A 22,703-nucleotide genomic window follows, 5' to 3' on the forward strand; every position below is an offset into this window, starting at 1 on the left:
TGGTCGACGGGTACGGGTCGATGCAGATGTCCCCCCAGACGTCCTCTCCCCCAAGATTCCGAATTGCCACATCGAATGGAACGCAATCGCGTCGGCGACGAGGGCCGCGGCGTGCGCCATGGGACAACTCTATTGCGCTCCGTGGTCAGAGCGGCACGGCTCGTGTGGCTATACCCGATCGGCGCGAGCCTGAGCAGGCCGGCGAGTGACGGGTATCCATCTGGCTATGGTGCCGACGACATACCGGGAAAGTCGTGGCGAGACGCCAGTCTTGCCTGGTTTGCGTAGACGCGCCGGGTCGTTGGCAACAAAGGCGGGAACGGCAATGCCGGGGCAGCCGTAAGGGCACCTGAAGCGAACCGTAAGCGGCATCCCGCAGAGTGGTGCTCGTCGAACAGAGACGGACACGACCAGGAGGAGCCCGCGATGCGCAGGATCATCAACTCGACCTACATCACCCTCGACGGCGTCATCGAGGACCCGGCGTGGACGATGCCGTACTTCGACGACGAGGCCGCCGCCTTCGCCGGTTCGCAGACCGACGCGGCCGACGCGCTGCTCCTGGGTCGGAAGACCTACGAGGGCTTCGCCAGCGCCTGGCCCAACATGGACGAGAGCGACCCGAGCACCGGCGCCGCCTACTTCAACAACGTCAAGAAGTGGGTCGCCTCCACCACGCTCACCGACCCGGAGTGGAAGAACAGCGAGGTGCTCCAGGGGGACGTGGTCCAGGCCGTCACCAAGCTCAAGGCCTCCGCCGGCGGGGACATCCTGATGTACGGCTACGGCGTCCTCACCGACACGCTGGTCCGGGCCGGCCTGGTGGACGAGGTGCGGTTCTGGATCCACCCGGTGTTCGTCGGCGGGCCGTCGGTCTCGGCGCCACTGCCCGACGCGCGGACCACGCTCACGCTTGCCGACACCAGGGTCATGAAGAACGGCGTGATCATCGCGACCTACACGCCGGCTGCCGCCGGGTAGACGGACGTCGGTCGGACCAGGGCCCGGGCCTCACCCGGGCCCAGGTCGCGTCCCGCCCGGTAGGCGGCGGCGAACCCGTCCGGGCCGAGCGCCGCGACCAGCCGTGTCGTCGTACGGTCGATCTCGTCCTGCTCCGCCGGCGCGGCCGGCACCTCCGACGCGACCCGGAGGGCGTGCGCGGCGCCGAGGATCCGCGCCGCGACCTCCGGGGTCGGCGCCGCGGACGCCAGCCCGTCGAGGGCACCACACGCGTCCCGGGGCGCGTCGATCGCCACGGCCACGTCGAAGGCGCGGGCGTGCAGCGCCAGCGCACGGTCGCGGTCCCCCTCCTCCGCCACCGCGTACGCCAGCTCGCCCAGCACCATCGGCAGGAACAGGGCGTCTTCCCCGCCCTGCTCCACCAGGCGCTCCAGGTGGGTGGTGGCGACGTCGAGCCTCCCGTCCCGGCGGGCGGCGATGCCGAGGCTCAGCTCGGCGAAGACCCGCGCGGCCGGCGCGTCCTGCTCCACCGCCAGCCGGTACGCGCGTTCGGCCAGCTCCCGCGCGTGACCGTGGTCCCGGGTCTGCACGGCGAGCCAGGCCAGCCAGGACAGCTTGCTGCCGACCTCCGGCCACAGCGCCAGTTCCTCGGCCCAGCGCAGGCCCTCGCGGTGCAGGGCGACGGCCCGCTCGTGGTCGCCGGTCAGCTCGGCCAGGCCACCGAGCCAGTCGGTCGCCTGCAACCGCCCCCAGTCGTCGCTTAGCTCCGCGAACAGCGCGGCGGCGCGGGTGGCGGCGCGTTCCAGCCCGACGATGTCACTGGCGGCATGGGCCAGCATCGCCCGGGTCACGCACACGGCCGCCTCGACCCACGGGCCGTCGCCGGCCGCCAGGGCCCGGTCCAGCAGCTCGGCGCTGCGCACGCGGTCGTTGCTGCCGAGCAGCGCCGCGGCCAGGAACCAGGTGGCGCGGCCGTCGGTGTGCCCGGCGAGGGCGGCGTCGATGTCGCCGTCCGGAACGGACCCGCCCTGAAGGAGCGTGAACCCCGCCCGCCACACGGCCGCCTCGGCGCGCGCGCCGGCGTCACCGTCGAGGGCCAGCGCACGGCGGGCCTCGGTGAGCCGCCCGCGCAAGAACCAGTACCAGGTCAGAGCGTTGGCCAGGCGCAAACCGCCGCCGAACGCGAGGGCGGCGCGCAGGTTCGGCGTCTCGGCGTCCAGACGGGCGAGCCACTCGCGCTGGCCCGGCCCGCGCAGCAGCGGGTCGGCGCGCTCGGCCCACTCCGTCCAGTACGCCGCGTGCCGTGCCCGGACCGGGTCGGCCGGGTCCAGGCGCTCCAGGGCGTACGCGGCGACCGACTCCAGCAGCCGGTACCGCGGCACCACGCCGGAGGTGTCCAGCACCACCAGCGACCGGTCGACCAGTGCGGCCAGGACGTCGAGGTCGGCGCCGCAGACCGCCTCGGCGGCCTCGGCCGGGCAGCCGTCGGGGTGCACGGCGAGGCGGGACAGCACCACCCGTTCGTCGTCTCCCAGCAGGTCCCAGCTCCAGCCGATGACGGCGGTCAGGGTGCGCTGGCGTGCCGGCACGTCCCGCTGCGTCGTGCCGAGCAGGCGGAACCGGTCGTCGAGGCGCGCGACGACACCGTCCAGGCCCAGGGCGCGTACCCGCTTCGCGGCCAGCTCCAACGCCAGCGGCAGGCCGTCCAGCCGCCGACAGAGCTGCGCGACCGCCGGCGCGGTCCGCTCGTCCAGTTGGAAGCCGCGCTGCTGCGCGCCGACCCGGGCCGCGAACAGCCGGGCCGCCGCCGACCGCCGGATCGCGTCGAGGTCCGCGGAGTCCCCGGGTACGGGCAGCGGCCGCACCTCCCACAGCACCTCCCCGGCGAGGCCGAGCGGTTCCCGGCTGGTCGCCAGCACGGTCACCTCCGGCGCCTCCCGCAACAGCCGGGCGACCAGGGCGGCGGCCGGTTCGACGACGTGCTCGCAGTTGTCCAGGACCAGCAGCGTCCGCCGGTGCCGCAGCGCCGCCACCAGGTGGTCGTCGGCGGTGACACTGGCGCCCGCGACCTCGCGGACGTCGAGCGCGGCCAGCACCAGGTCCGCGGCGGCGGTCTCGCCGGGGCGCAGCACGGTCAGATCGACCAGGTGCACGCCGTCGGGGAACGACTGCTCGCGGGCGACCTCCGTGGCCAGCCGGGTCTTGCCGACGCCGCCCGGGCCGACCAGCGTGACGAGCCGCCGCTGCGGCACGAGGGCGCGCAGCTCGGCGAGGACCTCGGCGCGGCCGACCAGCTCGTCGAGCCGGGCGGGCATGCTGTTGCGGATCCGCGCGGCGGCCGGCGGCGGGCTCAGCGCCGTGTCCTGCGCCAGGATCCGCCGGTGCAACGCGACCAGGTCCGGACCGGGGTCGAGACCCAGCTCCTCGGCGAGGCGGTGCCGCAGGTCGGCGTAGCTGTCCAGGGCGTCGGACTGGCGGCCGGTCGCGTACAGGGCCCGCATCTGGAGCGCCCGCAGGCCCTCGCGCAGCGGATGCCGGTCGACCAGCTCGGCCAGGTCGGCGGCGACCAGCGCGTGCTCACCCCGGGCCAGCCGGGCCGCGGCCAGCTTCTCGACCACCACCAACCGGGCCTCGTCGAGCCGCGCGACCTCCGCGCGGACCCACTCCTCGTCGGCGACGTCCGCGTACGGGTCGCCCCGCCACAGCGCCAGCGCCTCGGTGAGGCTGTCCACGTCGTCCTCGGCGGCCAGCTCGACGAACCGCTCGGCGTCCACCGCGTCGGTCCGCAGCACGTACCCGGGTGCCCGCGACCCGACCAGGTCGCGCGCGCCGGGTTCGGCGTCGTCGAGGGCCTTGCGCAGCTGGGACACGCGGACCTGCAACGCCCCGGCGGCGTTCGCCGGTGGGTCGTCACCCCACAGGTCGTCGATCAGCCGGCCGGTCGACACGACCCGGTTGCGGTGCACGAGCAGGTCGGCCAGCAGCGCCCGGACCTTGGCCCCGGGCACCGTCACCGGGACGCCCGCGTCGGTGACGACGGCGAGCGGTCCGAGGACGCCGAAACGCATGCCGGCCACCCTACCTGCGGTAAGCGGGTCGTAAGCGGCCCGGCGCAGGGTGAGGTCATGGCATACGCATCGGTGAACGACCTGACCGTCTACTACGAGTCGCACGGCGCCGGGCCGGGCCGGCCGCTCGTGCTCCTGCACGGGGCCCTCTCCGGCATCGGCACCTCGTTCGGCACGGTGCTGCCGCTGCTGGCGAGGAACCGTCGGGTGATCGCGGTCGAGTTCCAGGCCCACGGGCGCACACCGGACGTGGACCGCCCGTTGACGGTGGACGGCCTCGCGGCCGACGTCGTCGCCCTCCTCGACCACCTGGGCGTCGCCGTCGCCGACGTGTTCGGCTGGAGCCTGGGCGCGGCGGTGGGCCTGCGGCTCGGCACCGACCACGCACACCGTGTCGGCCGGCTGGTACTGGCCTCGGTGAGCTTCGACGGGTCCGGCATACATCCGGGTGTGCTGGACGGAATCCAACACCTGCGACCGGAGCACCTGCACGGCTCGGAGTTCCACGAGGAGTACGTGCGTACCGCCCCCGAGCCGACGGCGTGGCCCACCCTCGTACGCAAGGTCAAGGACCTGGACGCGGACCCGCCGCGGTGGCCGCCGTCGGCCATCCGGGCGATGACCGCCCCGACGCTGCTCGTCCTCGCCGACTCGGACATCGTCCGGCCGGAACACGCGGTCGAGATGTTCCGGCTGCTGGGCGGCGGGGTGGTCGGCGACCTGGCGGGCCTGCCGGCCTCCCGGCTGGCCGTCCTGCCCGGCACCACCCACGTGACCGTGCCGCAGCGCGCGGAGTGGCTGGCCCCGATGGTCGAGGAGTTCCTCGACGGGCGTGACTAGTCGTCGCCCCGGCCGTCGTCGTCCTCGTCGTCGCCCCGGCCCTCGTTCTTCTTCTTCTCGTCCTTGCCCTGGTCCTTCTTCTTGTCGCCTCCGTCCCGCCGTGCGCCGTCCGGTGCGGGGACCGGTCGGGTGGTCCCGCCCTGCAGGGAGAGCACGGCCTGGCACGCGGTCTCGTTGAGCTGGAACCGGTCCGGCAGAACGTTCACCCCCCGGTACGTCGCGCGCATCGCGGCGGTGAGCGTCCGTCCCGGCGGCAGGGTGCCGATCTGCGCGGAGACCGTACGGCCGTCCTGCCGCCAGGTGCCGGGCGAGCCGCCGACCAGCCGCTGGTCACCGGGCAGGGTGAAGGTCAGCCGTCCGGCCGGGACCGCGACGGTCCCGGTGTTGGCGACGCTGAGGGTGGTCGACAACCGGCCGTCGACGGCCGGACCGACGGTGTAGCGGACGGTGCACGACGGCTGGCGTTCCCCCAGCCCGCTGACCGCGGCCGGGACACCGGCCCGCGCACGGTCGCCGGGCGGGCTCTCGCTCAGCGTGCCCGCCACGGCGGCACCGGCGAGCAGCACCGCGGCGGCACCCGTGCCGACGACGACGCGCCCGCGGCGCGGCAGCCGCCGCCACCGGCGCAGCGGTGCGGCGAGCGGGCCGGACGCCACCGCTCGGACCGCGGCGGCCGTGCCACCGGCGAGCAGGGCCGTACGGGTCGCCGTGGTCGTGGACCGGGCCCCGGTGGCGTCGCCGTCGGGCAGCAGGAGCACAGCCGGTGCGAGTCCGGCCGCCGCGCCCAGGAGCACCGCCGCCTCGGCAGCGGCCGGTCGACGGCCCGGGTCCTTGTCGAGGCACCGCCGGCACAGGTCGGCGACCTCAGCCGGCAGGTCGGCGAGCGCGGGCAGCGCGGCGGGCTCCTGGTAGCGATGGGCAGCGAGCATCTGGGTCGTCGTGGAGGCGCGCCAGGGAAGCTGCCCCGCCAGGGTGCGGTACAGCAGCAGGCCCAACGCGTACACGTCGGTGGCCGGCCGTACCAGGCCCGTCTCCAACCGCTCCGGCGCCAGGTACGCCGGCGTCCCGAGCAGCTGCCCGGCCGCGCGGTCGTTCTCCCCCGAGGTGGCCGAGATGCCGAAGTCGACCAGCTTCACCCCGGCGCCGGCCACCACCACGTTGCCCGGCTTGACGTCCCGGTGCACCACCCCGCGCTCGTGTGCGGCGGCCAGCGCGGCGGCCACCTGCGCGGAGATCAGCACCGCCACCCGCCAGGGCAGCGGCCCCGCGGTGAGCAACTGCGACAGTGTCCGGCCCTCGATGAGCTCCATCACCACGTACGGCAGCGGACGCCCGGCGGGACCGGCCGCCTCGGCGTAGTCGTAGACCTCGACGATGTTGGGGTGGCGCAGCCGGGCGGCCGCGCGCGCCTCGGACCGCACACGGTCGAGCAGCAGCGGATCGTCGGCCAGGTCCGGCGACAGCACCTTGACCGCGACGTCCCGCTCGAGCACCTCGTCGTGCGCACGCCAGACCACCGACATGCCGCCAGCGCCGAGCCGGTCCCGCAGCCGGTAGCGCCCGTCCATCAGGTCCCCGGTGTTCATCACCGACAACCATGCCCTGCCGGCCGGAGGAGAAAACGTCGACCCATACGGCACCCCTCACGGGATCAGCGGGCGGGAAGCGCCTGCGCCAGTTGCGTCGCGCCCGCGGCGAGGACCGCGTAGCCGTCCTCGCCGATCTTGCCCTCCCGGCGCAGGTCGACCAGTTTCTCGGCGAACTCGCGCAGCTTCTCGAGCGCCCCGCCGACGTCGCCGTCGGCAAGTTTCTCCTCCACGTCGTGCAGGCGTTTGCGCAGCTCACGGCCGGCATTGCGGGGCAGCTGATCCTGCCGGACGAGACGGTCGAGCGTCGACTGAAGCTGTGCGACGACATCGGCGGGACGCACCCGCGGCGGTGGTGACGGTGACCGTGTCGGTGCGGCCGTGGGTGTGCTCGACGTCGTCGGGGAGGCGACCGGCTCCTCGGACACCGGCTCCTCGGTCGCCACCGGCGTCCCGGTGCCGACGGGGGAGGCGAAGGCAGCTCCGGGGACCGTCCCGCCCCCGCCGACGTCACCGGAGACCGCGACCATCAGCCCGGCGACCACGACCACGACGGCCGCGCCCGCCACGGCGATCCACATCGTCCGGCTGCCGTCGTCGGCGGCACGGTGCCGGCTCCGGCCGGCGGCCACCGTCGGAGTCGCTGCCGCCGTACGCACGGTCGGCTCGGGATCGGACGACGCGAGCACGTCGGACATCATGCCAGAGCGCCCACGTCGCGAACGACCGGCGGACACCGGCCGGTCAGGGGCGCTCGCCGGTCAGTCGCAGGGCGAGGACCGCGAGGTCGTCGGCCTGCGGACCGCGCTGGTACGCGGCCACCTCCTCGCGGATCCGGCCGACCACCGTGGTCGGGTCACCGCCGGGCAGGTCCTCCAGCAGACGCACGAGGCGTTCCTGACCGAAGAGGCCCTCCGGGCCGCGTGCCTCGATGACGCCGTCGGTGTAGAGGACGAGGGTGTCGCCCGGGCGCAGCTCGACGGTGGACTGTCCGAGTCGCACCTCCGGGAAGGCGCCGAGGATGACGCCGCGTACGGAGATCACGTCGACGTGCCCGTCGGCGCGGCGCACCAGGGCCGGCGGGTGCCCGCCGGAGGCGAGGTCGACGGTGGCGGCACCGTCCCGCTGCCGCAGCCGGGCACAGGCGACGGTGACGAACCGGTCCACGTCCGGGTCGGCGGTGAGCCGCTCGTGCAACGCGCGCAGGGCCTCCGCCGGCGGGGCCAGCGCCGCGGTGACGCGCAGCGTGTGCCGAGCCAGCCCGGTGACCGAGGCGGCGTTGACCCCACGGCCCGCGACGTCGCCGATGACTGCCACCCACTCGGTGTCCGCCCCGGCGCCGACCGGGAAGACGTCGTAGAAGTCGCCACCCACCTCCGCCGCGTCGCCGGTCACGTACGCGGCGGCGACGTCGACGCCCGGAATGCGGGGTAGCCGGGTGGGCAGCAGGCTGCGTTGCAGGCGTACGGCGGTCTCGTGCTCCCGCTGGTAGAGCTGGGCGCGGGCCAGCGCCTGCCCGGCCAGACCGGAGACGGCGGTGAGGACGTCCCGGTGCTCGGCGTCGAAGGGCTGCTCCCGGCGGAAGGCGAAGGTCAGCGCTCCGGTGGCGGTGCCGCGTCCCCGCAGGGGGATGACGGCGAGGGCGCGGTCCCCCGTCTGGTCGCGGGTAGCGGTGAGGTGCGGGTAGCGGGAAACCAGGGCGTCCACTGCGGGGTAGAAGATCGCTTCGCCGGTACGCAGTGCCTCGGCGATGGGATGGTCGGCATCGCGGTCGACGCCGGCCCAGCGCGACGGCGGCCCACCGGTGGTCGCCGTGCTGGGCAGGAAGTCGATGCGGGTGCCGCGCTCGTCGAGCAGGGCCACGCCCGCCACGTCGGCACCGGCGGCCCGGACTCCGGTGGCGACGACGGCCTCGACGACGTCGGCGACGGTGAGGGCCTGCGCGAGCGCCGCGGTGAAGCGTTGCAGGCGACGGGCCCTTCCTTCACCACGGCGGCGGGCGGTGACGTCGGTGACGAGGATTGCCAGCGCGGCGATCTCGCCGGACGCGCCGGGCACCGCGAAGTAGCTGCTCAGCCAGGTGTTGCCGGCGTACGACATCTCCATGTCCCGGACCGTCCGGCCGGTGGTGGCCACCTCGTTCAGGACGCCTTCGAGCAGATCGGCCACATTCGGCAGGACCTCGCGCAGCCGACGGCCGAGGTGCGCGGCGACGGGCTTCTCGTTCCAGGCGGCGAGGATCGGGTTGATCCGCAGGTAACGCAGCTCGGTGTCGAGGACGGCGATGCCGACCGGCGCGTTGTCGATCAGGGTGTCGAGAACCCCGAGGCTGGTGGCCCGGTCGGCCGCCAGTTCGCCGACCCCCACGTGGGCGTCCGGGCTGTCGACCTCGTCGAAGATGACGGCCACCGAGGTCGGCGCCGCGGCGGCGGCACCGTAGACCGGGTAGTAGCTGCCGCGCCAGCGGGGGGCGCCGGGACGAGCCGGGGTAGGGCCGACGATGTCGACGTCGATCGCCGGCTCGCCGGTGGCCAGGACGCGTCGGACGACCGCGCCGATCGACTCCGGGATGCCCGGCAGGAGGTCGGCGACCAGACGCCCGACGTGCTCGGCGGGGGTGTGGCCGTTGATGTCCGCCGCGCGCTGGTTGACCAGGACGAACCGCAGGTCGGCATCGAGCACGCTGACCGCCACCGGCAGGTGCACGAGCACCGTCTCCAGCAGGGCCAGGTCGATGCCCCGGAACCCGCCGGCGCTGGTCGGAGACCGCCGTGAGGCGGTGTCCGGCAGCTGGGGTCGCATCGCCTGCTCCGGTACCACCGCACCCCCCTTCGCCGGTGGGCGGGCGGACCCGACCCTGCGCCTGAACGTACCCGTCGGCAGGTCTCCCGGCGAGCCGTGCGGCACCCCGTTCCGAGCGGGCGTGGTCGGGGCCGCCGGGGTGCTTGCCGTCGAGCAAAGGTCGCGCGCTCCGGAAAACCCCGTAACCTGCGGACATGAGCGATGCGGGGGAGCCGGGGCGGAGTCGCCCGTACCGTCCTCCCCTCGCCGTCCCGCGCGACCCGGTCCTGCTGGCCCGGTCCTTCACCGCGGCCACGGTGACCGAGCTGCGCCACCTGCTCGCCGTCCGCGTCGCGGCCGCCGGACTGGCCGGCGATCCGGCGGACGACTTCGTCCTCGCCGTGCACGAGCTGGTGACCAACGCGGTACGGCACGGCGGCGGAACCGGCCATCTTCAGCTCGCCTGTAACGGCGACGTCATCCACTGCACGGTGACCGACCACGGCACCGGTCAGGACGACGTGGCCGTCGACCTCCCGGAATCCGACGTGCCCGGCGGGCGGGGCCTCTGGCTGGCCCACCACCTGACCGGAACGCTGGTCCTCCAGCGCCGGCCCGGCGGTCTGGCCGCCACGGTCACCGTCCACCTTCCCGGCCCCGGCGGTCCGCCGCGCGGGTGACCCACGGTCGGCCAACCGACAACCGGCCGCCGGCGGGCTTGGGCGGCGTGCCGACCGGGTACAACCCGGGCCATGGCCAGAATCAGCACCTCACCGCCTCCGCCGCAGGCCACCGAGTTGCGACGGTGGACGCTGTCGGACGCCGCGCAGCTGCGCGGTCTCCGCGCCTCCCTGCACGAGGAGCTGACCGGCAACGTGCTCGCCGAGGGGGGATCCCTCGACGAGGTGCCCGAGGTGATGGTGCTGATCGCCACCGAACTGTCCACCAACGCGCTGCGGCACGGCATCCCGCCCACCATCGTCCGGCTGCTCGCCACCGACGACTGCCTGATCCTGGACGTGGCCGACCACGACCTGGCCCACATGCCGGACCTCGACGAGGTCCGGCCGGCCGACACCGGGGGGCGCGGCCTCCAGATCGCCCAGGCGGTCTCCCTCGACGTCGGCTGGTACGCCACGGAGGACACCAAGAACATCTGGGCCTCCTTCCCGCGGGCCTGAGCAGCCGCCCGGACGGTGAGCTCCCGCAGGCGCCCTATGCTGGGCGGCGTGAGGAGCCCCCGGACCGGCGAACCAGCGCTCCGCCATGTCTGCTGGGCGTACGACGACCAGGGGGCCTTCGCCGCCGAGGCGGAGCGTCACCTCCTCGACGGCCTGGCCGCCGGTGAGCGGGTCTGGTACGTGACGGCCCGGCCGGACGACGCGTCGACCACGCGGCTGCTCCGTCTGCCCGCCTTCGCCGACGCCGTGGCCCGGGGCGCGGCCGAGGTCGTCCCGCTGTCCTCGGCCTACGCCTCCGGCGCGCTCGTCACGGCGTCCGCACAGATCGCCGCGTACGACGACGCCACCGCCGCGGCCCTGGCCGCCGGCCACCGCGGGCTGCGCGTCGTCGCCGACGCGACCGAGCTGGTGCGGACCCCGGCGCAGCTCGACGCGTTCGCCCGCTACGAACACCGGATCGACCGCTGGATGCTCACCCGGCCGTTCCGGGCGATGTGCGCGTACGACCGGACGCAGCTCGGTCCGGCGGTCGCGGAGCTCGCCTGCCTGCACCCGGCGGCCAACATCACCGAGCCGCAGTTCCGCCTGTTCGCCGCCCCGCCCGGCGTAGGTCACGCCGGGGTCGCGGGCGCGCTGGACTCGGACAACCGCCACCTGTTCCGCACCGCGCTGGACCGCGCGGACCTGCAGCCCGACGACGGTGAACTGGTCCTCCAGGCGACCGACCTGAGCTTCCTGGACCACCGGGCGCTGGTGGCCCTGGACGAGTACGCGCGCCGCCGCGCGGCCGTCGCCGTCCTCCGGACGTCCCGTTCCGCCGTCGCCCGTCTGGTCTCCCTCCTGTCCCTGTCGTCGGTGCGGGTCGAGGTGGGCCCGTGAGGACCGGAGCCGCCGCCCAGCATCGGGGCTACTACCACGTGGGCCTGCGCTACGACACCGACGACGAACTGCTCGCCGTGGTGGTGCCGTTCCTGCTCAGCGGTGTCGAGGCGGGCGAGCCGACCTTCGTGGCGTTGGGCGAGCGCACCGGCGGCCTGGTCCGCGCGGCGCTGCCGCCCGACTCCGGGGTGCGTTTCCTGCCCGGCGGTGACGTGTACGCCCGACCGGCCGCCGCCATCCGCTCCTACCGTGAGCTGCTGGCCGAGCAGGTGGCGGCCGGCGCCGCGCAGATCCGGATCATCGGCGAGTTGCCGGCCACCGCGTTCGGCGTGACGTGGGACTGGTGGGCCCGGTACGAGTCGGCGATCAACCACGCGTACGACGACTTCCCGCTCTGGAGCATGTGCGCATACGACACGCGGACCACTCCGGCGGCGGTGCTGGCGGACGTGGCCCGGACCCATCCCCGGTTCGCCGCCGCCGACGGCCGGCACGTGCCCAGCGACGACTGGACGCCGCCGGAGACCTTCCTCCGCGAGGACCGGCCGATCCCGCCGGACCCCATCCAGGAGACGCCCCCGACCGTCGTGCTGGTCGAGCCCACGCCGGCGCAGGCCCGCAGCGCCGTGTACGACGCCGACCGGGGGCAGCTCAAGGAGGACGACGTCGAGGACCTCGTCGTGGCCGTCAGCGAGATCGTCACCAACGCGCTGCGGCACGGCCGGGCCCCCGTTTGCCTGCGGCTCTGGGCCGGCGAAGACCGCATCGTCGTCTCGGTCAGTGACGCCGGCCCCGGCCCCTTGGACCCGTACGCCGGGCTGCTCCCCGCTTCCCACGGCGCACCCGGCGGGCTGGGCCTGTGGATCACCTACCAGTCCTGCAGCCATGTCTCCCTGCGCCGGGGTCCCGACGGCTTCACCCTGCGGCTGACCGCCGGGAACCCCGGCTGACCGCTGAACGTGCGGTCACGGTGGATCAACGGCGGTCGGCCGGCCGGCGGGTCAGGGCCACGCCGAGGCCGATCATGCCGAGCCCGAGGAACAGGTGCAGCCAGTTGTCGGCCCCGTTGAGCGGGACGAAGTTGGCTCCGCTCTCGTGGTCGATCACCAGGCCGTAGAGCCAGAGGACGAGGTAGATGGCCCCGCCACCGATCAGGTAGGTGCGGGCGCCGGAGATCGTCCGGGCGAGGGCGAGCCCGGCGACGCCGAACGCCAGGTGCACGAGATTGTGCAGGATCGACACCTGGAAGAGCCCGAGCAGCTTCGCCTCGGACTCGTGCCCGGCGAACTGCATCGTGTCGTAGTTGCTGGTGATGCCGGGGATGAACCCCAGGATGCCCACCAGCACGAAGACCGCCCCGACGACCTGCGCCGCCGTGCGCACCGGGTGCTTCCCGGTGGTGGTGCCAGCCCTGTTCACCATCACGTCAACCTCTCATCGAAGGACAACTGGCAGCTTCTCTGCCCCGGCGGTTCCCCTTGAAACAGACGATCAACCTTCCGCGGGCGGGTGCGCGCGTACCAGGTCGCGAAGAGGGCGGTGGCCAGCAGCAGTTCCGCCACGTCGCCGCCGTACCACATGAGCCGGGCGGCGTCCTGGAGAGCGCCCACGTCCCGGTCGGTGAGGCCGGGCGGCAGGGCCGCGGCGTGGGCGTACAGGTACTTGGCGAGCACGGCGTGACCGGCCGCCGCGCCGAGCAGCGCACCAACCCGTACGGCCAGGCCGGGCCGGCGCGGTGCCGGATCCGGTCCGGCCACCGACCAGGCGAAGAGGTAACCGGCGGCGAGGTAGTGCAGGTGGACGCCGTGGTGCAGCGCGGGATGCCGTTCCGCCGCGGCGTACAGCGGGGTGAGCAGTACCAGCGCCAACCCGCCCGTGGTGAGCAGGGCGGCGCTCACCGGGTGGCCGAGCAGGTGCAGCGGCCGGGCCCGCAGGACACGCCCGACGCGGTGCCGTACGGGCGGCGACGCGACCCGCAACAGCAGGGTCACCGGCGCGCCCAGGGCCAGGCCGAGCGGCGCGACCATGCCGAGCAGGAGATGCTGCGCCATGTGCGCGCGGGGATCACCCGGGCCGTCCGCCAGTGGCCCGAGGGCCACCGCGAGCGCCGCACACCCCGCCAACCAGGCCGCGGTACGTCCCGGTCGCCAGCCCCGCCGGTCCCGGGACACCGCGAGCAGGTACGCGCCGGCCAGCAGGGCGACCGGAACCAGCGGCAGCAGCTGCTCCTCGCCGGAGGAGCCGGCGTGCGCGAGGACCGTCACGGCCGGCCGTCGGACCGGGGACGGGCCCGCCACAGCACCACGGCACCGGCCAGCAGCAGCACGGCGGCGGACACGTTCCACACCACGTCGTACGGCAGCAGGTGCACGCCGTACCGGATCTGGTGCAGCCGGAGCACCTTGTGGTCGACGATGCCGTCGAAGAGCTGGAACGCACCGGCGCCGAGCAGGAACCCACCCCAGGCGGCCCGGGGCAGCAGCGCGCCCCGGCGGCGCAGGTCGGCGTACCAGAAGAACCCACCGACCAGGGCCAGCAGCTCCGCCGCGTGCAACAGCCCGTCGGAGAGCAGGCCGATCGACGGCGTGGACCGGTCGTAGAAGTGGTGCCAGCCGAGGAGCTGGTGGAAGACGATCTCGTCCACCGCCGCCATCACGGCGACACCGATCACTCCCGCCGCCAGCGCCGAGCGACGCCACGCCGATCCCGCCATCCCCACCGCCTCACCTCACGCCCGTCGCCGTACCCAGCGCGGGAGGAACCATGCCCCCGCGCCCACCCCGACTCGGGTGGGAACTGTCACGACCGGACGGGGAGCGGCCGGTTCCGGGGGTACGGTCGGCGGGCGGGCACGGGTTCCCCTGGCACGCCCACACTTCAGCGGGAGGGACGCGGCCGTGCCGGACGTCGAGGACCTGATCAACGACGCCCTGGCGGCGGTACGCGGCACCGACGTACGCCTGGCGGAGCGCCAGCTCGACCGGCTGATGATCGCCGGCGCGACGGACGACGGGGTGGCGGTGGATGCCGCGCTGGTCCGGAGGCTGGTGACGAACGTGGCGCGGCTGGCCCCGCGCGGCTGGCAGCCGGCGGACCTGGCCCGGATCGCCCTCCGCCGGCTCGGCGCCGCCTCCGCCGCGCTGGTGGTGGACGCCCTGGCCGCGCAGCGCCGCGACCTGCCCGACCCGGTCCCGCCGTGGTGGGACGCCCAACTGCGCGACCTGGACGCGCGGGTCTGGTGGGACGACGACGACCGGCACCTCGCCGCCTGGTCGAGCCGGCACGGCCTGGACCGGTTCACGGCGCTGCGGACGGCGGTGGACGTGCTCGCCCTGGTCGAGGGGCTGCCCCCGATCGCCGTGCTCCGCCCGCCGCCCGGCGTGGCGGGAACGGCCGGAGCGGTGTCCAGGCCCGCCCGGTCCGGCTCCCGGATGCTCGACCGGGTGCGGGCCCTGCTGGCCAAGGCGGAGTCGACGACCTTCCCCGCCGAGGCCGAGGCGCTGACCGGAAAGGCGCAGGAGCTGATGGCCCGCCACAGCATCGACCAGGCGCTGCTCGCTCCCGGCGCGGAACGCGGCGACCTGCCCGACGGTGTGCGCCTCGGCACCGACCCGCCGTACGCGGGGGCGAAGGCCCTGCTGGTGCAGGAGGTGGCGGCGGCCAACCGGTGCGAGGCGGTGTGGTCCGACGACCTCGGGTTCACCACCGTGCTCGGCTGGCCGGCGGACCTGGAGGCGGTCGAGCTGCTCTACACCTCGCTGCTGGTCCAGGCCACCGCCGCGATGCTGCGCGGCCGGGGCGAGCGGCGCGGCGGAAGTGCCCGGCGGACCCGCACCTACGACGAGTCCTTCCTCAACGCGTTCGCGGTGCGGATCGGGGAACGGTTGCGCGCCGCGACCGAGGAGGCGAACCGGCAGGCCGTCGAGGAGACCGGCCCGGACCGGTTGCTGCCGGTGCTCGCCGCCCGCACCGAGGCGGTCCGGGAACACCTGGACACCCTCTTCCCCGGCGTGACCCGGGCCCGGCTCACCGTGCACGACGAGGAGGGCTGGTCGTCCGGCACCTCCGCCGCCGACCGAGCGTCACTCGCCGCCGGGCCGTCCCGCCCCACCCGCCAAATCCGCGGCGCCCGACGCGGTCCGCGCTGACCAGCGAGCGCGCAACTTCGGGGAAAGAGTGGCCATCCGACGCGGAATGGCCACTCTTTCCCCGAAGTTGTTCAGGGCGCGCCCGTCAGAAGGCGGTCGGTGGGACGGGCGGACAGTGGGTGCGGGGCGCCGGCACCTGGAGTGCGATCAGATAGCTGTCTACCGCCGACCCGACGCAGGGACTCCGCGTGTAGGTGCCGTGCCCCCAGCCGTCGTAGGTGAGCAGCACACCGCTGCGGCCGAGCTGCCGGGTCACGTTGGTCGCCCAGCCGTACCCGCTGACCGGGTCGTGGCGGCTGTTGACGACCAGCAGCGGCGTGTCCGTGTCCACCCGGAGCCGGTGTTGCGGGTTGGCCACCGGCGCGGACGTGCCGAGGCAGACACCGATCGCGGCGAGGGCCTGTGGATAGCGCACGTCGGGCGCGATCCGCGCGAGTCGGCGCAGGTGCCGGTCGTACTCCCGGTGGGTGCGTACCGGCAGGTGCCAGTCGGCGCAAAACACCGCGAAGGGGTTCTTCGCCACCGCCTCGGGTCCGGCCGTGCCGGCCGGGGCGGGGCGGGTCGGCGACACGCTCCGGTCCAGCGTGTCGATCAGGGTCGCGAGCCCGTGCCAGTCCGGGCCCTTCAGCCGGCGCTGCGCGAGCGTGCTCAGGGCGGACGGGCTCAGTGCCACCCCGGACCCGTCGGACAACCCGCCCCGATCGGCGCGGTCGAGGAGGTCCGCCCACACGGCCCGGACGTCCCGGCCGTGCAGGGGGCAGGTCGGCGTCCGCTCGCAGGCGGCGACGAACTCGTCGAAGGAGTCCTCCGCGGTGGCGGCCTGGGTGTCGAGGAAGGCGCGGGTGTCGAGGCTGTGGTCGACCACGCTCTCCAGCACGATCGCCCGGACCCGGTCCGGGAACAGCTCCGCGTAGAGCGCGCCGAGCAGGGTCCCGTACGAGCTGCCGTGGAAGGTGAGCCGCGACTCGCCGAGTGCGGCGCGGAGCGCGTCCAGGTCCCGGGCGGCGCTCCCGGAGTCGACGTGGTCGAACAGCGGCCCGGTGCGCGCACGGCAGTCCTCGCGCAGGCGGGCGTTGTCGGCCAGCGTCCGGTCGAACTCCACCTGGTCACGGATGACCTGAGGTTGCAGCCCGAGCAGCGCCGCCGAGCAGACCACCGGATTGCTCCGGCCGATGCCGCGCGGGTCGAAGCTGACCACGTCGAACCGGCGGCGCATCTCGGCGCTGAACCGGTCGTCGGAGAGGATCCGGTCGACGCCCGAGTCGCCCGGGCCGCCCGGCCCGAACACCAGCGACCCGATCCGGGCCTCCGGATCGGTGGCCTTCCGCCGGGCCACTGCCAGCTCGAACCGCTCCCCCTCCGGGTGGCTCCAGTCGACCGGCAGGGAGAGGACGCCGCACTCGGCGGCGGGCTGGGTGGGGCAGGGCGACCAGGCGATCGTCGGGGCCGTGGGGGCCGGCCGGGCCGCGGCGACCGCCGGCGGGCCGGGAGCGGAGAGCGCGAGAACGACGCCGGCCGCGAGGGCCCGGACCAGACACGACCGGGGTGCGTTGCCGCCCGGACGGGCGGATTTGCTCGTACGCAGCACGAGATGCTGTCCTTTCCTCGAAGGAGCAGTGCGATGAGAACTCGCCCTCGGGCGAGGTGGTGCTTCTTCCACCCGGGCCGTCGAGTTGGCGCTCGACGGCCCGGGGCCCTCGGTGGGCTCAGTCCACGTCCTTGAGGACGCGTTCCAGGGACTCCAGTCGGGACTCCATCCCGGTGAGGCGGCCGTTGAGTGCCGCCAGCAGTTGGGCGTTGCTCTCCTGCGCCTGCACGGACATCTCGGCGAGCCGCCGGTACCCGTCCTCCCGGGCCCCCGCGGCCCGGGCGCGACGGGTCTTGGCGACCTGCACGATCGTCACGGTGATCACGCTGATCAGCAGGGTGAAGATGCCGACCGCGCCGATCACCTCGGTCCAGTCGTGCTCGCTCATGTAGGTCACTCCGGACCTCCGTCCACCGGTTGGTCGCCCGTTGCGCTCACCGTCTCGGCCGCCACCGCGACCGTCTCAGGGGTGAGCGTGAACGCGAACGGATTCACCTCGTAGTACTTCATGGCCTTCCCGTCCTCCGACAACTCCAGGTGCGCCGACACCAGGCCGGCCGCGGCGAGCTTGCGCAGGTGGACCTGCACCAGCGCCCGGCTGATGCCCAGATCGCGCGCCAACTGACTGACGTAGGCACGGCGACGCGCCAGCACGCCGATCACCCGGAGCCGGTGCGGGTTGGCCAGCGTCGCCAGCACCCGTACCAGCTCGTCACCGGTGACCGGAGGATCGCCCGTCACAACTGCCCCTTGCACATGCAAATAGAAGTTAGCGGGTGTGTACGACCGTCACAAGTGGACCGACCCCGAAAAGTTCCCGCGCCACCGATGAGTTCCGGCCGGCGTGGACGTCGATCCTGCATGAGCATGGTGACCTGTCAGATCTCGATGTCCCTCGACGGCTTCGTGGCCGGCCCGGACCAGAGCCTCCAGGACCCGGTCGGTCGGGGCGGCCTGCGCCTGCACGAGTGGATGTTCGCCACCGACCGGTGGCGGGAGGGGCACGGCGTCGACGGGGGCGGGCCCGGCGTGGACGCCGACGTGGTCGAGGACATGATCCGCGACGTCGGGGCGTACGTGATGGGGCGCCGGATGTTCGGCGGCGGTGACGGACCGTGGGACGAGAGCTGGCGGGGCTGGTGGGGTGACGATCCGCCGTTCCGGACGCCGGTCTTCGTGCTCACCCACCACCCGCGGTCACCGCTGCCGATGGCCGGCGGCACCGAGTTCCGGTTCGTCACCGACGGCATCCGCTCGGCGCTGGACCAGGCGCGAAAGGCGGCCGGCGGCCGGGCGGTGTCGATCGCGGGCGGGGCGAGCACCGTCCGGCAGTACCTCGCCGCCGGCCTGATCGACACGCTCCAGCTCCACGTCGTGCCGATCGTGCTGGGCGCCGGGGAGCGGCTCTTCGTCGACGTCGGCGAGCCGGACCTGGAGCAGGTACGCGTGGTGGCCGGCCCGACGGTCACCCACGTGACCTACCGGGTGCGTCGCTGACGACGGGGCGGTCGGCGTGCGGCACGGGGGCGCGCGCCGGCCGGCGGCTCAGGGAGTCGCGGAGGGGCTCGGGCCCGGGGCGGGCGGCGCCTGCGGCCCGTCACCTCGGGCCTCGTGGCTGCCGAGCGCGATCACGATCAGGGCGAGCACGGCGGCAGCGCGCCGGGCGACGACGACAGACCGGGACACCGGTCACCCCCGTTCGGGTACCACTTGTCCATGTGGGACGGATGCTTGTCCAGTTGGGACCGTGCGGGCCGGATCGGCACCACGAGGGCACCGTCCTGGCAACGAGTGGGCTGGTCGGCGGGACACGGACCGCCGGGCCGACGTGGTCGGCCCGGCGGTACGCGTACGCGGATCAGCTCTTGAAGGCGTCCTTGATCTTCTCGCCGGCCTGCTTGAGCTTGGCGCCGGCCTGGTCGTTGCGGCCCTCGGCCTCGAGCCGCTCGTTGTCGGTGGCGCGACCCGCGCCCTCCTTGAGCTTGCCGGCGGCGTCCTCGGTCGTGTTGTTGATCTTGTCGTCGAAACCCATGTCAACCTCCGGATCATTGGTGCCGGTACACCTCTGATGTACCCAGACCCACCCGGTTGAACCGTCACCGGTCACCGAGCGTCGCCGCCGGCCCTCGCGCAATGAGGACCGGCGGCGCGCAGCGGGCTCAGGCGACCGGCCGGAACCCTCGCAGCCGCAAGCTGTTGGCCACCACGAAGACCGACGAGAACGCCATCGCGGCCCCGGCGATCATCGGGTTGAGCAGGCCGGCGGCGGCCAGCGGCAGGGCCGCCACGTTGTAGGCGAACGCCCAGAACAGGTTGCCCTTGATGATGCCGAGGGTCCGCCGGGAGAGCCGGATCGCGTCCACCGCGGCCATCAGGTCACCCCGCACCAGGGTCAGGTCGGAGGCCTCGATCGCCACGTCCGTCCCGGTGCCCATGGCCAACCCCAGGTCGGCCTGGGCGAGCGCGGCGGCGTCGTTGATGCCGTCGCCGACCATCGCCACGACCTTCCCCTCACCCTGGAGCCGCTTCACGACGTCGACCTTGTCGGCCGGCAGCACCTCGGCGATCACCTCGTCGATGCCGACCTCGGCCGCGACCGCCCTCGCGACGGTGGTGTTGTCGCCGGTCAGCAGCACCGGGGTCAGCCCCAGGTCGCGGAGCCGCGCCACCGCCGCGCGGCTGGTCGGCTTCACCACGTCCGCGACCGCGAGGATCCCGCGCGCCCGGCCGTCCCACCCGGCCAGGACCGCCGTCCGTCCCGCGGCCTCCGCGCCGGTCGCCGCCCGCACGACCTCCTCCGGTACGTCGAGACCCCGCTCCCGCAGCAGGCGGAGCCGGCCGACCACCACCTCACGGCCCTCGACCGACCCGGTCACGCCCAGGCCCTCGACGTTGGCGAAGCCGGTCACCGCCGGCAACGTGCCGGCCTCCGCCGCACCGGCCGCGACGGCCTGGGCGATCGGGTGCTCGGACGCGGACTCCAGCGCCCCGGCCAGCCGGAGCAGCTCGGCCCGGTCACCGCCGGCCGCCGGCCGCACGTCCACCAGAGTCATCCGGCCGGTGGTGACGGTGCCGGTCTTGTCCAGCACCACGGTGTCCACCCGCTTGGTGGACTCCAGCACCTCCGGCCCCTTGATCAGGACGCCGAGCTGGGCGCCCCGACCGGTGCCGACCAGCAGAGCGGTCGGCGTGGCCAGACCGAGGGCACACGGGCAGGCGATGATCAGCACCGCCACGGCGGCGGTGAACGCGGCGGTCGCGCCCGCCCCCGTACCGAGCCACCAGCCCAGCGTCCCCACCGCGAGGGCGATCACGATCGGTACGAAGACGCCCGAGATCCGGTCGGCGAGCCGCTGCACGGCCGCCTTGCCGGTCTGCGCCGCCTCGACCAGCCGTGCCATCTGCGCGAGCTGGGTGTCCCCGCCGATGCGGGTGGCGGTGACCACCAGCCGGCCGCCGGCGTTCACCGTCGCGCCGACCACGGTGTCGCCCGGGCCGACCTCCACCGGCACCGACTCGCCGGTCAGCATGCTGACGTCCACCGCCGAGCTGCCCTCGGCCACCACCCCGTCGGTGGCGATCTTCTCGCCGGGGCGGACCACGAACCGGTCCCCCACCGCGAGCTGGTCGACCGGGATCCGGGTCTCGGTGTCGCCGCGCAGGACCGCCACGTCCTTGGCACCCAACTCCAGCAGGGCACGCAGGGCCGCCCCGGCGGTCCGCTTCGACCGCGCCTCGAACCAGCGGCCGGCGAGGATGAACACCGTCACCCCGGCCGCCGCCTCCAGGTAGATGTTGCCGGCGCCGTCACCCCGGGCAATGTCCAGGCTGAACGGGTGGGTCATCCCCGGCACGCCGGCCGTGCCGAGGAACAGCGCCCAGAGCGACCAGCCGAACGCCGCCAGGGTGCCCAGCGACACCAGCGTGTCCATCGTCGCCGCGCCGTGCCGCAGGTTGATCCAGGCGGCCCGGTGGAAGGGCAGCCCGCCGTAGACCACGACCGGGGCGGCCAGGGTCAGCGACAGCCACTGCCAGTACTCGAACTGCCAGGCCGGCACCATCGCCAGCACGATCACCGGCAGGGTCAGGGCCGCCGAGACCCACAGCCGCGTACGCAGGCCACGCAGCTCGTCGACCGGCTCGCCGGTCGACTCCGCACCGGCGGCGGCGGGCGGCGGCGGGAGAACGGCGGTGTAGCCGGTCTTCTCCACCGTGGCGATCAGGTCGGCCGGGGTGATCTCGTCGGCGTACCGGACGGTGGCCTTCTCGGTGGCGTAGTTGACCGTGGCGGTCACCCCGTCCATCCGGTTCAGCTTCTTCTCGATCCGGGCCGCGCAGGAGGCGCAGGTCATGCCGCCGATCGACAGCTCGACCAGGTTCGGGGCCACCGGTAGTGACCCGCGTGTCGTCGTCATCGCGCGCTCCCGTCAGTCGTGTCCGTGGCCGGGGGTGCCGTGGTCGGCGCCCGGGCTCGGAGTGGGCGGCGCCGGCACGGCCGGGGTGCTCGTGGCCGCCGGGGCGCTCGTCGCCGACGGGGTGCCCGCGGTGACGGTGAACTCGGCGGTGCGCACCCGACCCCCGTGCTGGAAGTCCAGGTAGAGCCGGTACGTGCCGGCCGACGGCACCTCGGCGAAGAAGGTCACCTCCGGGCCGGGCCGGGTCCGCCCGTCACCGGGCGTCCCGTCCGGGTGCACGTGCAGGTACGCCAGGTCACCCCGCCGCAACGCCACCAGGTGCCCGTACGCACCGAGGTAGGGCTCCAGGTCGGTGACCGGCGCGCCGTTCCGGCTCACCGCGAGGGTCAGCTCGGAGGTGCGGCCGGGCTGGAGCGCGCCGCTCAGGGTGACGGTGTAGCCGTCGACCGTGGTGCTGGTGGCCGGGGCGGGCAGTGGCCGCTCGACCAGCGCCCCGGGGACGGTCACGTCGGCGCCCAGGGTCAACGCCTCCCCGCCGGTCGGGGTGAAGTCGGCGAACGCCCGCCACACCCCCGGCCCGGCCAGGGGGGAGTCGACGCGCCAGGTGCCGTCGGGAGCCATCTCGGGGTGCACGTGGCGGAAGCCGGACAGGTCCCGGCGGGCCACGATCAGGTGCATGCGCTTGTCGTGCGCGACGTCGTACGCGGTCACCGGCCGCCCGTCGGGGCCGGTGACCCGGAAGGCGAACTCCCCGCTCGGGGCGCCCACCGGCTCGAAGGTGTAGCCGCGGTCGGAGACGAGCAACCCGCCCGGCAGGTGAGCGTCGTCCGCCGCACCGCCGCTGTCGCCGTGGCTGTCGTCGCCATGACCGCTGTCGCCGTCGTGGTCGGCTTCGGCGGCGGGGGCGACGGGGCCGGCGACCTGACCGACCCCGTACGCCGTGCCGAACACCGCCGCGAGACCGAGAGCGAAGCCGCTCAGCTTGATCGCCGTGTTCATCGTGCTACCTCGGTTTCTCCGGGTCGGATGGACCCGTCACGCACCGGCGAGGTCGTACCCGGCCTCGTCGACGGCGGCGCGCACGGTGTCGGTGTCCAACGGGGCTTCACTCGTGACGGTGACCTGGCCGGTGGCCAGTTCGACCTGGACGTCGGTGACGCCGGGGATGGCGCCCACCTCGCTGCTGACCGCGTTGACACAGTGCCCGCAGGTCATGCCCGTGACCTGGTACGTGCTGGTGACCATCGGAAGTCTCCT

The 22,703-nt window shown here is 74.2% G+C and carries 23 protein-coding genes; 8 read left to right on the top strand and 15 right to left on the bottom strand.

Features of this window, described 5'->3' with window-relative positions; all coding sequences use genetic code 11:
• Positions 1 to 426: 426 nt before the first annotated feature.
• Complete coding sequence (locus ACTMSW_RS16590; RefSeq protein WP_441181504.1) at positions 427 to 981, top strand: dihydrofolate reductase family protein; 555 nt, start codon at positions 427 to 429, stop codon at positions 979 to 981.
• Here the strand turns inward: ACTMSW_RS16590 and ACTMSW_RS16595 are convergent.
• Positions 957 to 4,028: a BTAD domain-containing putative transcriptional regulator gene (locus ACTMSW_RS16595; protein WP_441181505.1), complete on the bottom strand. Its 3,072-nt coding sequence runs from the start codon at positions 4,026 to 4,028 to the stop codon at positions 957 to 959. The genes ACTMSW_RS16590 and ACTMSW_RS16595 overlap by 25 nt on opposite strands.
• Positions 4,029 to 4,085: 57 nt before the next feature.
• On the opposite strand from ACTMSW_RS16595, the gene ACTMSW_RS16600 reads away from it, so the two are divergent.
• Positions 4,086 to 4,868 (top strand): alpha/beta fold hydrolase, encoded by a 783-nt coding sequence (locus ACTMSW_RS16600; RefSeq protein ID WP_441181506.1) that lies wholly within the window; start codon positions 4,086 to 4,088, stop codon positions 4,866 to 4,868.
• Here the strand turns inward: ACTMSW_RS16600 and ACTMSW_RS16605 are convergent.
• The 3 genes from ACTMSW_RS16605 to ACTMSW_RS16615 form a co-directional block, all read right to left on the bottom strand.
• Complete coding sequence (locus tag ACTMSW_RS16605; protein ID WP_441181507.1) at positions 4,865 to 6,454, bottom strand: serine/threonine-protein kinase; 1,590 nt, start codon at positions 6,452 to 6,454, stop codon at positions 4,865 to 4,867. The genes ACTMSW_RS16600 and ACTMSW_RS16605 overlap by 4 nt on opposite strands.
• A 65-nt stretch (positions 6,455 to 6,519) precedes the next feature.
• Positions 6,520 to 7,143 carry an FIMAH domain-containing protein gene (locus ACTMSW_RS16610; protein WP_441181508.1) on the bottom strand — a complete coding sequence of 208 codons (624 nt, stop codon included), beginning with the start codon at positions 7,141 to 7,143 and terminating at the stop codon, positions 6,520 to 6,522.
• A gap of 55 nt (positions 7,144 to 7,198) precedes the next feature.
• A complete protein-coding gene (locus ACTMSW_RS16615; protein WP_441181509.1) occupies positions 7,199 to 9,256 on the bottom strand; it encodes a SpoIIE family protein phosphatase in 2,058 nt (685 codons plus the stop codon).
• A gap of 194 nt (positions 9,257 to 9,450) precedes the next feature.
• Here ACTMSW_RS16615 and ACTMSW_RS16620 point away from each other — a divergent pair, with 194 nt between their 5' ends.
• The 4 genes from ACTMSW_RS16620 (at position 9,451) to ACTMSW_RS16635 (ending at position 12,245) form a co-directional block, all read left to right on the top strand.
• The gene (locus tag ACTMSW_RS16620; RefSeq protein ID WP_441181510.1) at positions 9,451 to 9,915 is read left to right on the top strand and encodes an ATP-binding protein; all 465 of its coding nucleotides are present in this window, start codon (positions 9,451 to 9,453) and stop codon (positions 9,913 to 9,915) included.
• A 72-nt stretch (positions 9,916 to 9,987) separates the two neighbouring features.
• Positions 9,988 to 10,416, top strand: a complete 429-nt coding sequence (locus tag ACTMSW_RS16625; protein WP_441181511.1) for an ATP-binding protein — start codon at positions 9,988 to 9,990, stop codon at positions 10,414 to 10,416.
• Positions 10,417 to 10,464: 48 nt separating this feature from the next.
• On the top strand, positions 10,465 to 11,295 hold the full coding sequence (locus tag ACTMSW_RS16630) for an MEDS domain-containing protein (RefSeq protein WP_441181512.1): 831 nt from the start codon (positions 10,465 to 10,467) through the stop codon (positions 11,293 to 11,295).
• Positions 11,292 to 12,245, top strand: coding sequence for an anti-sigma factor RsbA family regulatory protein (locus ACTMSW_RS16635; protein WP_441181513.1), 954 nt, complete (start codon positions 11,292 to 11,294; stop codon positions 12,243 to 12,245). The genes ACTMSW_RS16630 and ACTMSW_RS16635 overlap by 4 nt, the downstream gene beginning before the upstream one ends.
• Before the next feature lie 25 nt (positions 12,246 to 12,270).
• Here the strand turns inward: ACTMSW_RS16635 and ACTMSW_RS16640 are convergent, their stop codons facing one another.
• Genes ACTMSW_RS16640 through ACTMSW_RS16650 form a run of 3 tightly spaced genes read right to left on the bottom strand, consistent with a single transcriptional unit; the run spans position 12,271 to position 14,008 of the window.
• Entirely contained in the window at positions 12,271 to 12,717 is a 447-nt protein-coding gene (locus ACTMSW_RS16640) for a DUF4383 domain-containing protein (RefSeq protein WP_441181514.1), read from the bottom strand.
• Entirely contained in the window at positions 12,717 to 13,559 is an 843-nt protein-coding gene (locus ACTMSW_RS16645; protein WP_441181515.1) for a cytochrome c oxidase assembly protein, read from the bottom strand. The genes ACTMSW_RS16640 and ACTMSW_RS16645 overlap by 1 nt, the downstream gene beginning before the upstream one ends.
• Complete coding sequence (locus ACTMSW_RS16650) at positions 13,556 to 14,008, bottom strand: DUF2243 domain-containing protein (RefSeq protein ID WP_441181516.1); 453 nt, start codon at positions 14,006 to 14,008, stop codon at positions 13,556 to 13,558. The genes ACTMSW_RS16645 and ACTMSW_RS16650 overlap by 4 nt, the downstream gene beginning before the upstream one ends.
• Positions 14,009 to 14,192: 184 nt before the next feature.
• On the opposite strand from ACTMSW_RS16650, the gene ACTMSW_RS16655 reads away from it, so the two are divergent.
• A complete protein-coding gene (locus tag ACTMSW_RS16655) occupies positions 14,193 to 15,443 on the top strand; it encodes a DUF2786 domain-containing protein (protein WP_441181517.1) in 1,251 nt (416 codons plus the stop codon).
• Positions 15,444 to 15,528: 85 nt separating this feature from the next.
• Here ACTMSW_RS16655 and ACTMSW_RS16660 read toward each other — a convergent pair whose 3' ends face one another.
• From ACTMSW_RS16660 to ACTMSW_RS16670, 3 genes are all read right to left on the bottom strand, one after another.
• Complete coding sequence (locus ACTMSW_RS16660; RefSeq protein ID WP_441181518.1) at positions 15,529 to 17,031, bottom strand: alpha/beta hydrolase; 1,503 nt, start codon at positions 17,029 to 17,031, stop codon at positions 15,529 to 15,531.
• 118 nt (positions 17,032 to 17,149) lie between these two features.
• On the bottom strand, positions 17,150 to 17,428 hold the full coding sequence (locus ACTMSW_RS16665) for a hypothetical protein (protein ID WP_441181519.1): 279 nt from the start codon (positions 17,426 to 17,428) through the stop codon (positions 17,150 to 17,152).
• Positions 17,425 to 17,772 (bottom strand): ArsR/SmtB family transcription factor, encoded by a 348-nt coding sequence (locus ACTMSW_RS16670; RefSeq protein WP_441181520.1) that lies wholly within the window; start codon positions 17,770 to 17,772, stop codon positions 17,425 to 17,427. Before ACTMSW_RS16670 ends, ACTMSW_RS16665 begins: the two co-directional genes overlap by 4 nt.
• Before the next feature lie 120 nt (positions 17,773 to 17,892).
• Between ACTMSW_RS16670 and ACTMSW_RS16675 the strand changes: the two genes are divergently transcribed.
• Positions 17,893 to 18,528, top strand: coding sequence for a dihydrofolate reductase family protein (locus tag ACTMSW_RS16675; protein WP_441181521.1), 636 nt, complete (start codon positions 17,893 to 17,895; stop codon positions 18,526 to 18,528).
• A 48-nt stretch (positions 18,529 to 18,576) separates the two neighbouring features.
• Here the strand turns inward: ACTMSW_RS16675 and ACTMSW_RS16680 are convergent, their stop codons facing one another.
• The 5 genes from ACTMSW_RS16680 to ACTMSW_RS16700 form a co-directional block, all read right to left on the bottom strand.
• Positions 18,577 to 18,717, bottom strand: a complete 141-nt coding sequence (locus ACTMSW_RS16680) for a hypothetical protein (protein ID WP_441181522.1) — start codon at positions 18,715 to 18,717, stop codon at positions 18,577 to 18,579.
• A 172-nt stretch (positions 18,718 to 18,889) separates the two neighbouring features.
• On the bottom strand, positions 18,890 to 19,063 hold the full coding sequence (locus ACTMSW_RS16685) for a CsbD family protein (RefSeq protein ID WP_210833190.1): 174 nt from the start codon (positions 19,061 to 19,063) through the stop codon (positions 18,890 to 18,892).
• A gap of 127 nt (positions 19,064 to 19,190) precedes the next feature.
• Positions 19,191 to 21,446, bottom strand: coding sequence for a heavy metal translocating P-type ATPase (locus ACTMSW_RS16690; RefSeq protein WP_441181523.1), 2,256 nt, complete (start codon positions 21,444 to 21,446; stop codon positions 19,191 to 19,193).
• Between the two features lie 12 nt (positions 21,447 to 21,458).
• Positions 21,459 to 22,445 (bottom strand): hypothetical protein, encoded by a 987-nt coding sequence (locus tag ACTMSW_RS16695; protein WP_441181524.1) that lies wholly within the window; start codon positions 22,443 to 22,445, stop codon positions 21,459 to 21,461.
• A 36-nt stretch (positions 22,446 to 22,481) separates the two neighbouring features.
• A complete protein-coding gene (locus ACTMSW_RS16700) occupies positions 22,482 to 22,691 on the bottom strand; it encodes a heavy-metal-associated domain-containing protein (protein WP_441181525.1) in 210 nt (69 codons plus the stop codon).
• Positions 22,692 to 22,703 lie beyond the last annotated feature (12 nt).

The sequence above is a fragment of the Micromonospora sp. BQ11 genome, from assembly GCF_052068135.1.
Classification (GTDB): domain Bacteria; phylum Actinomycetota; class Actinomycetes; order Mycobacteriales; family Micromonosporaceae; genus Micromonospora.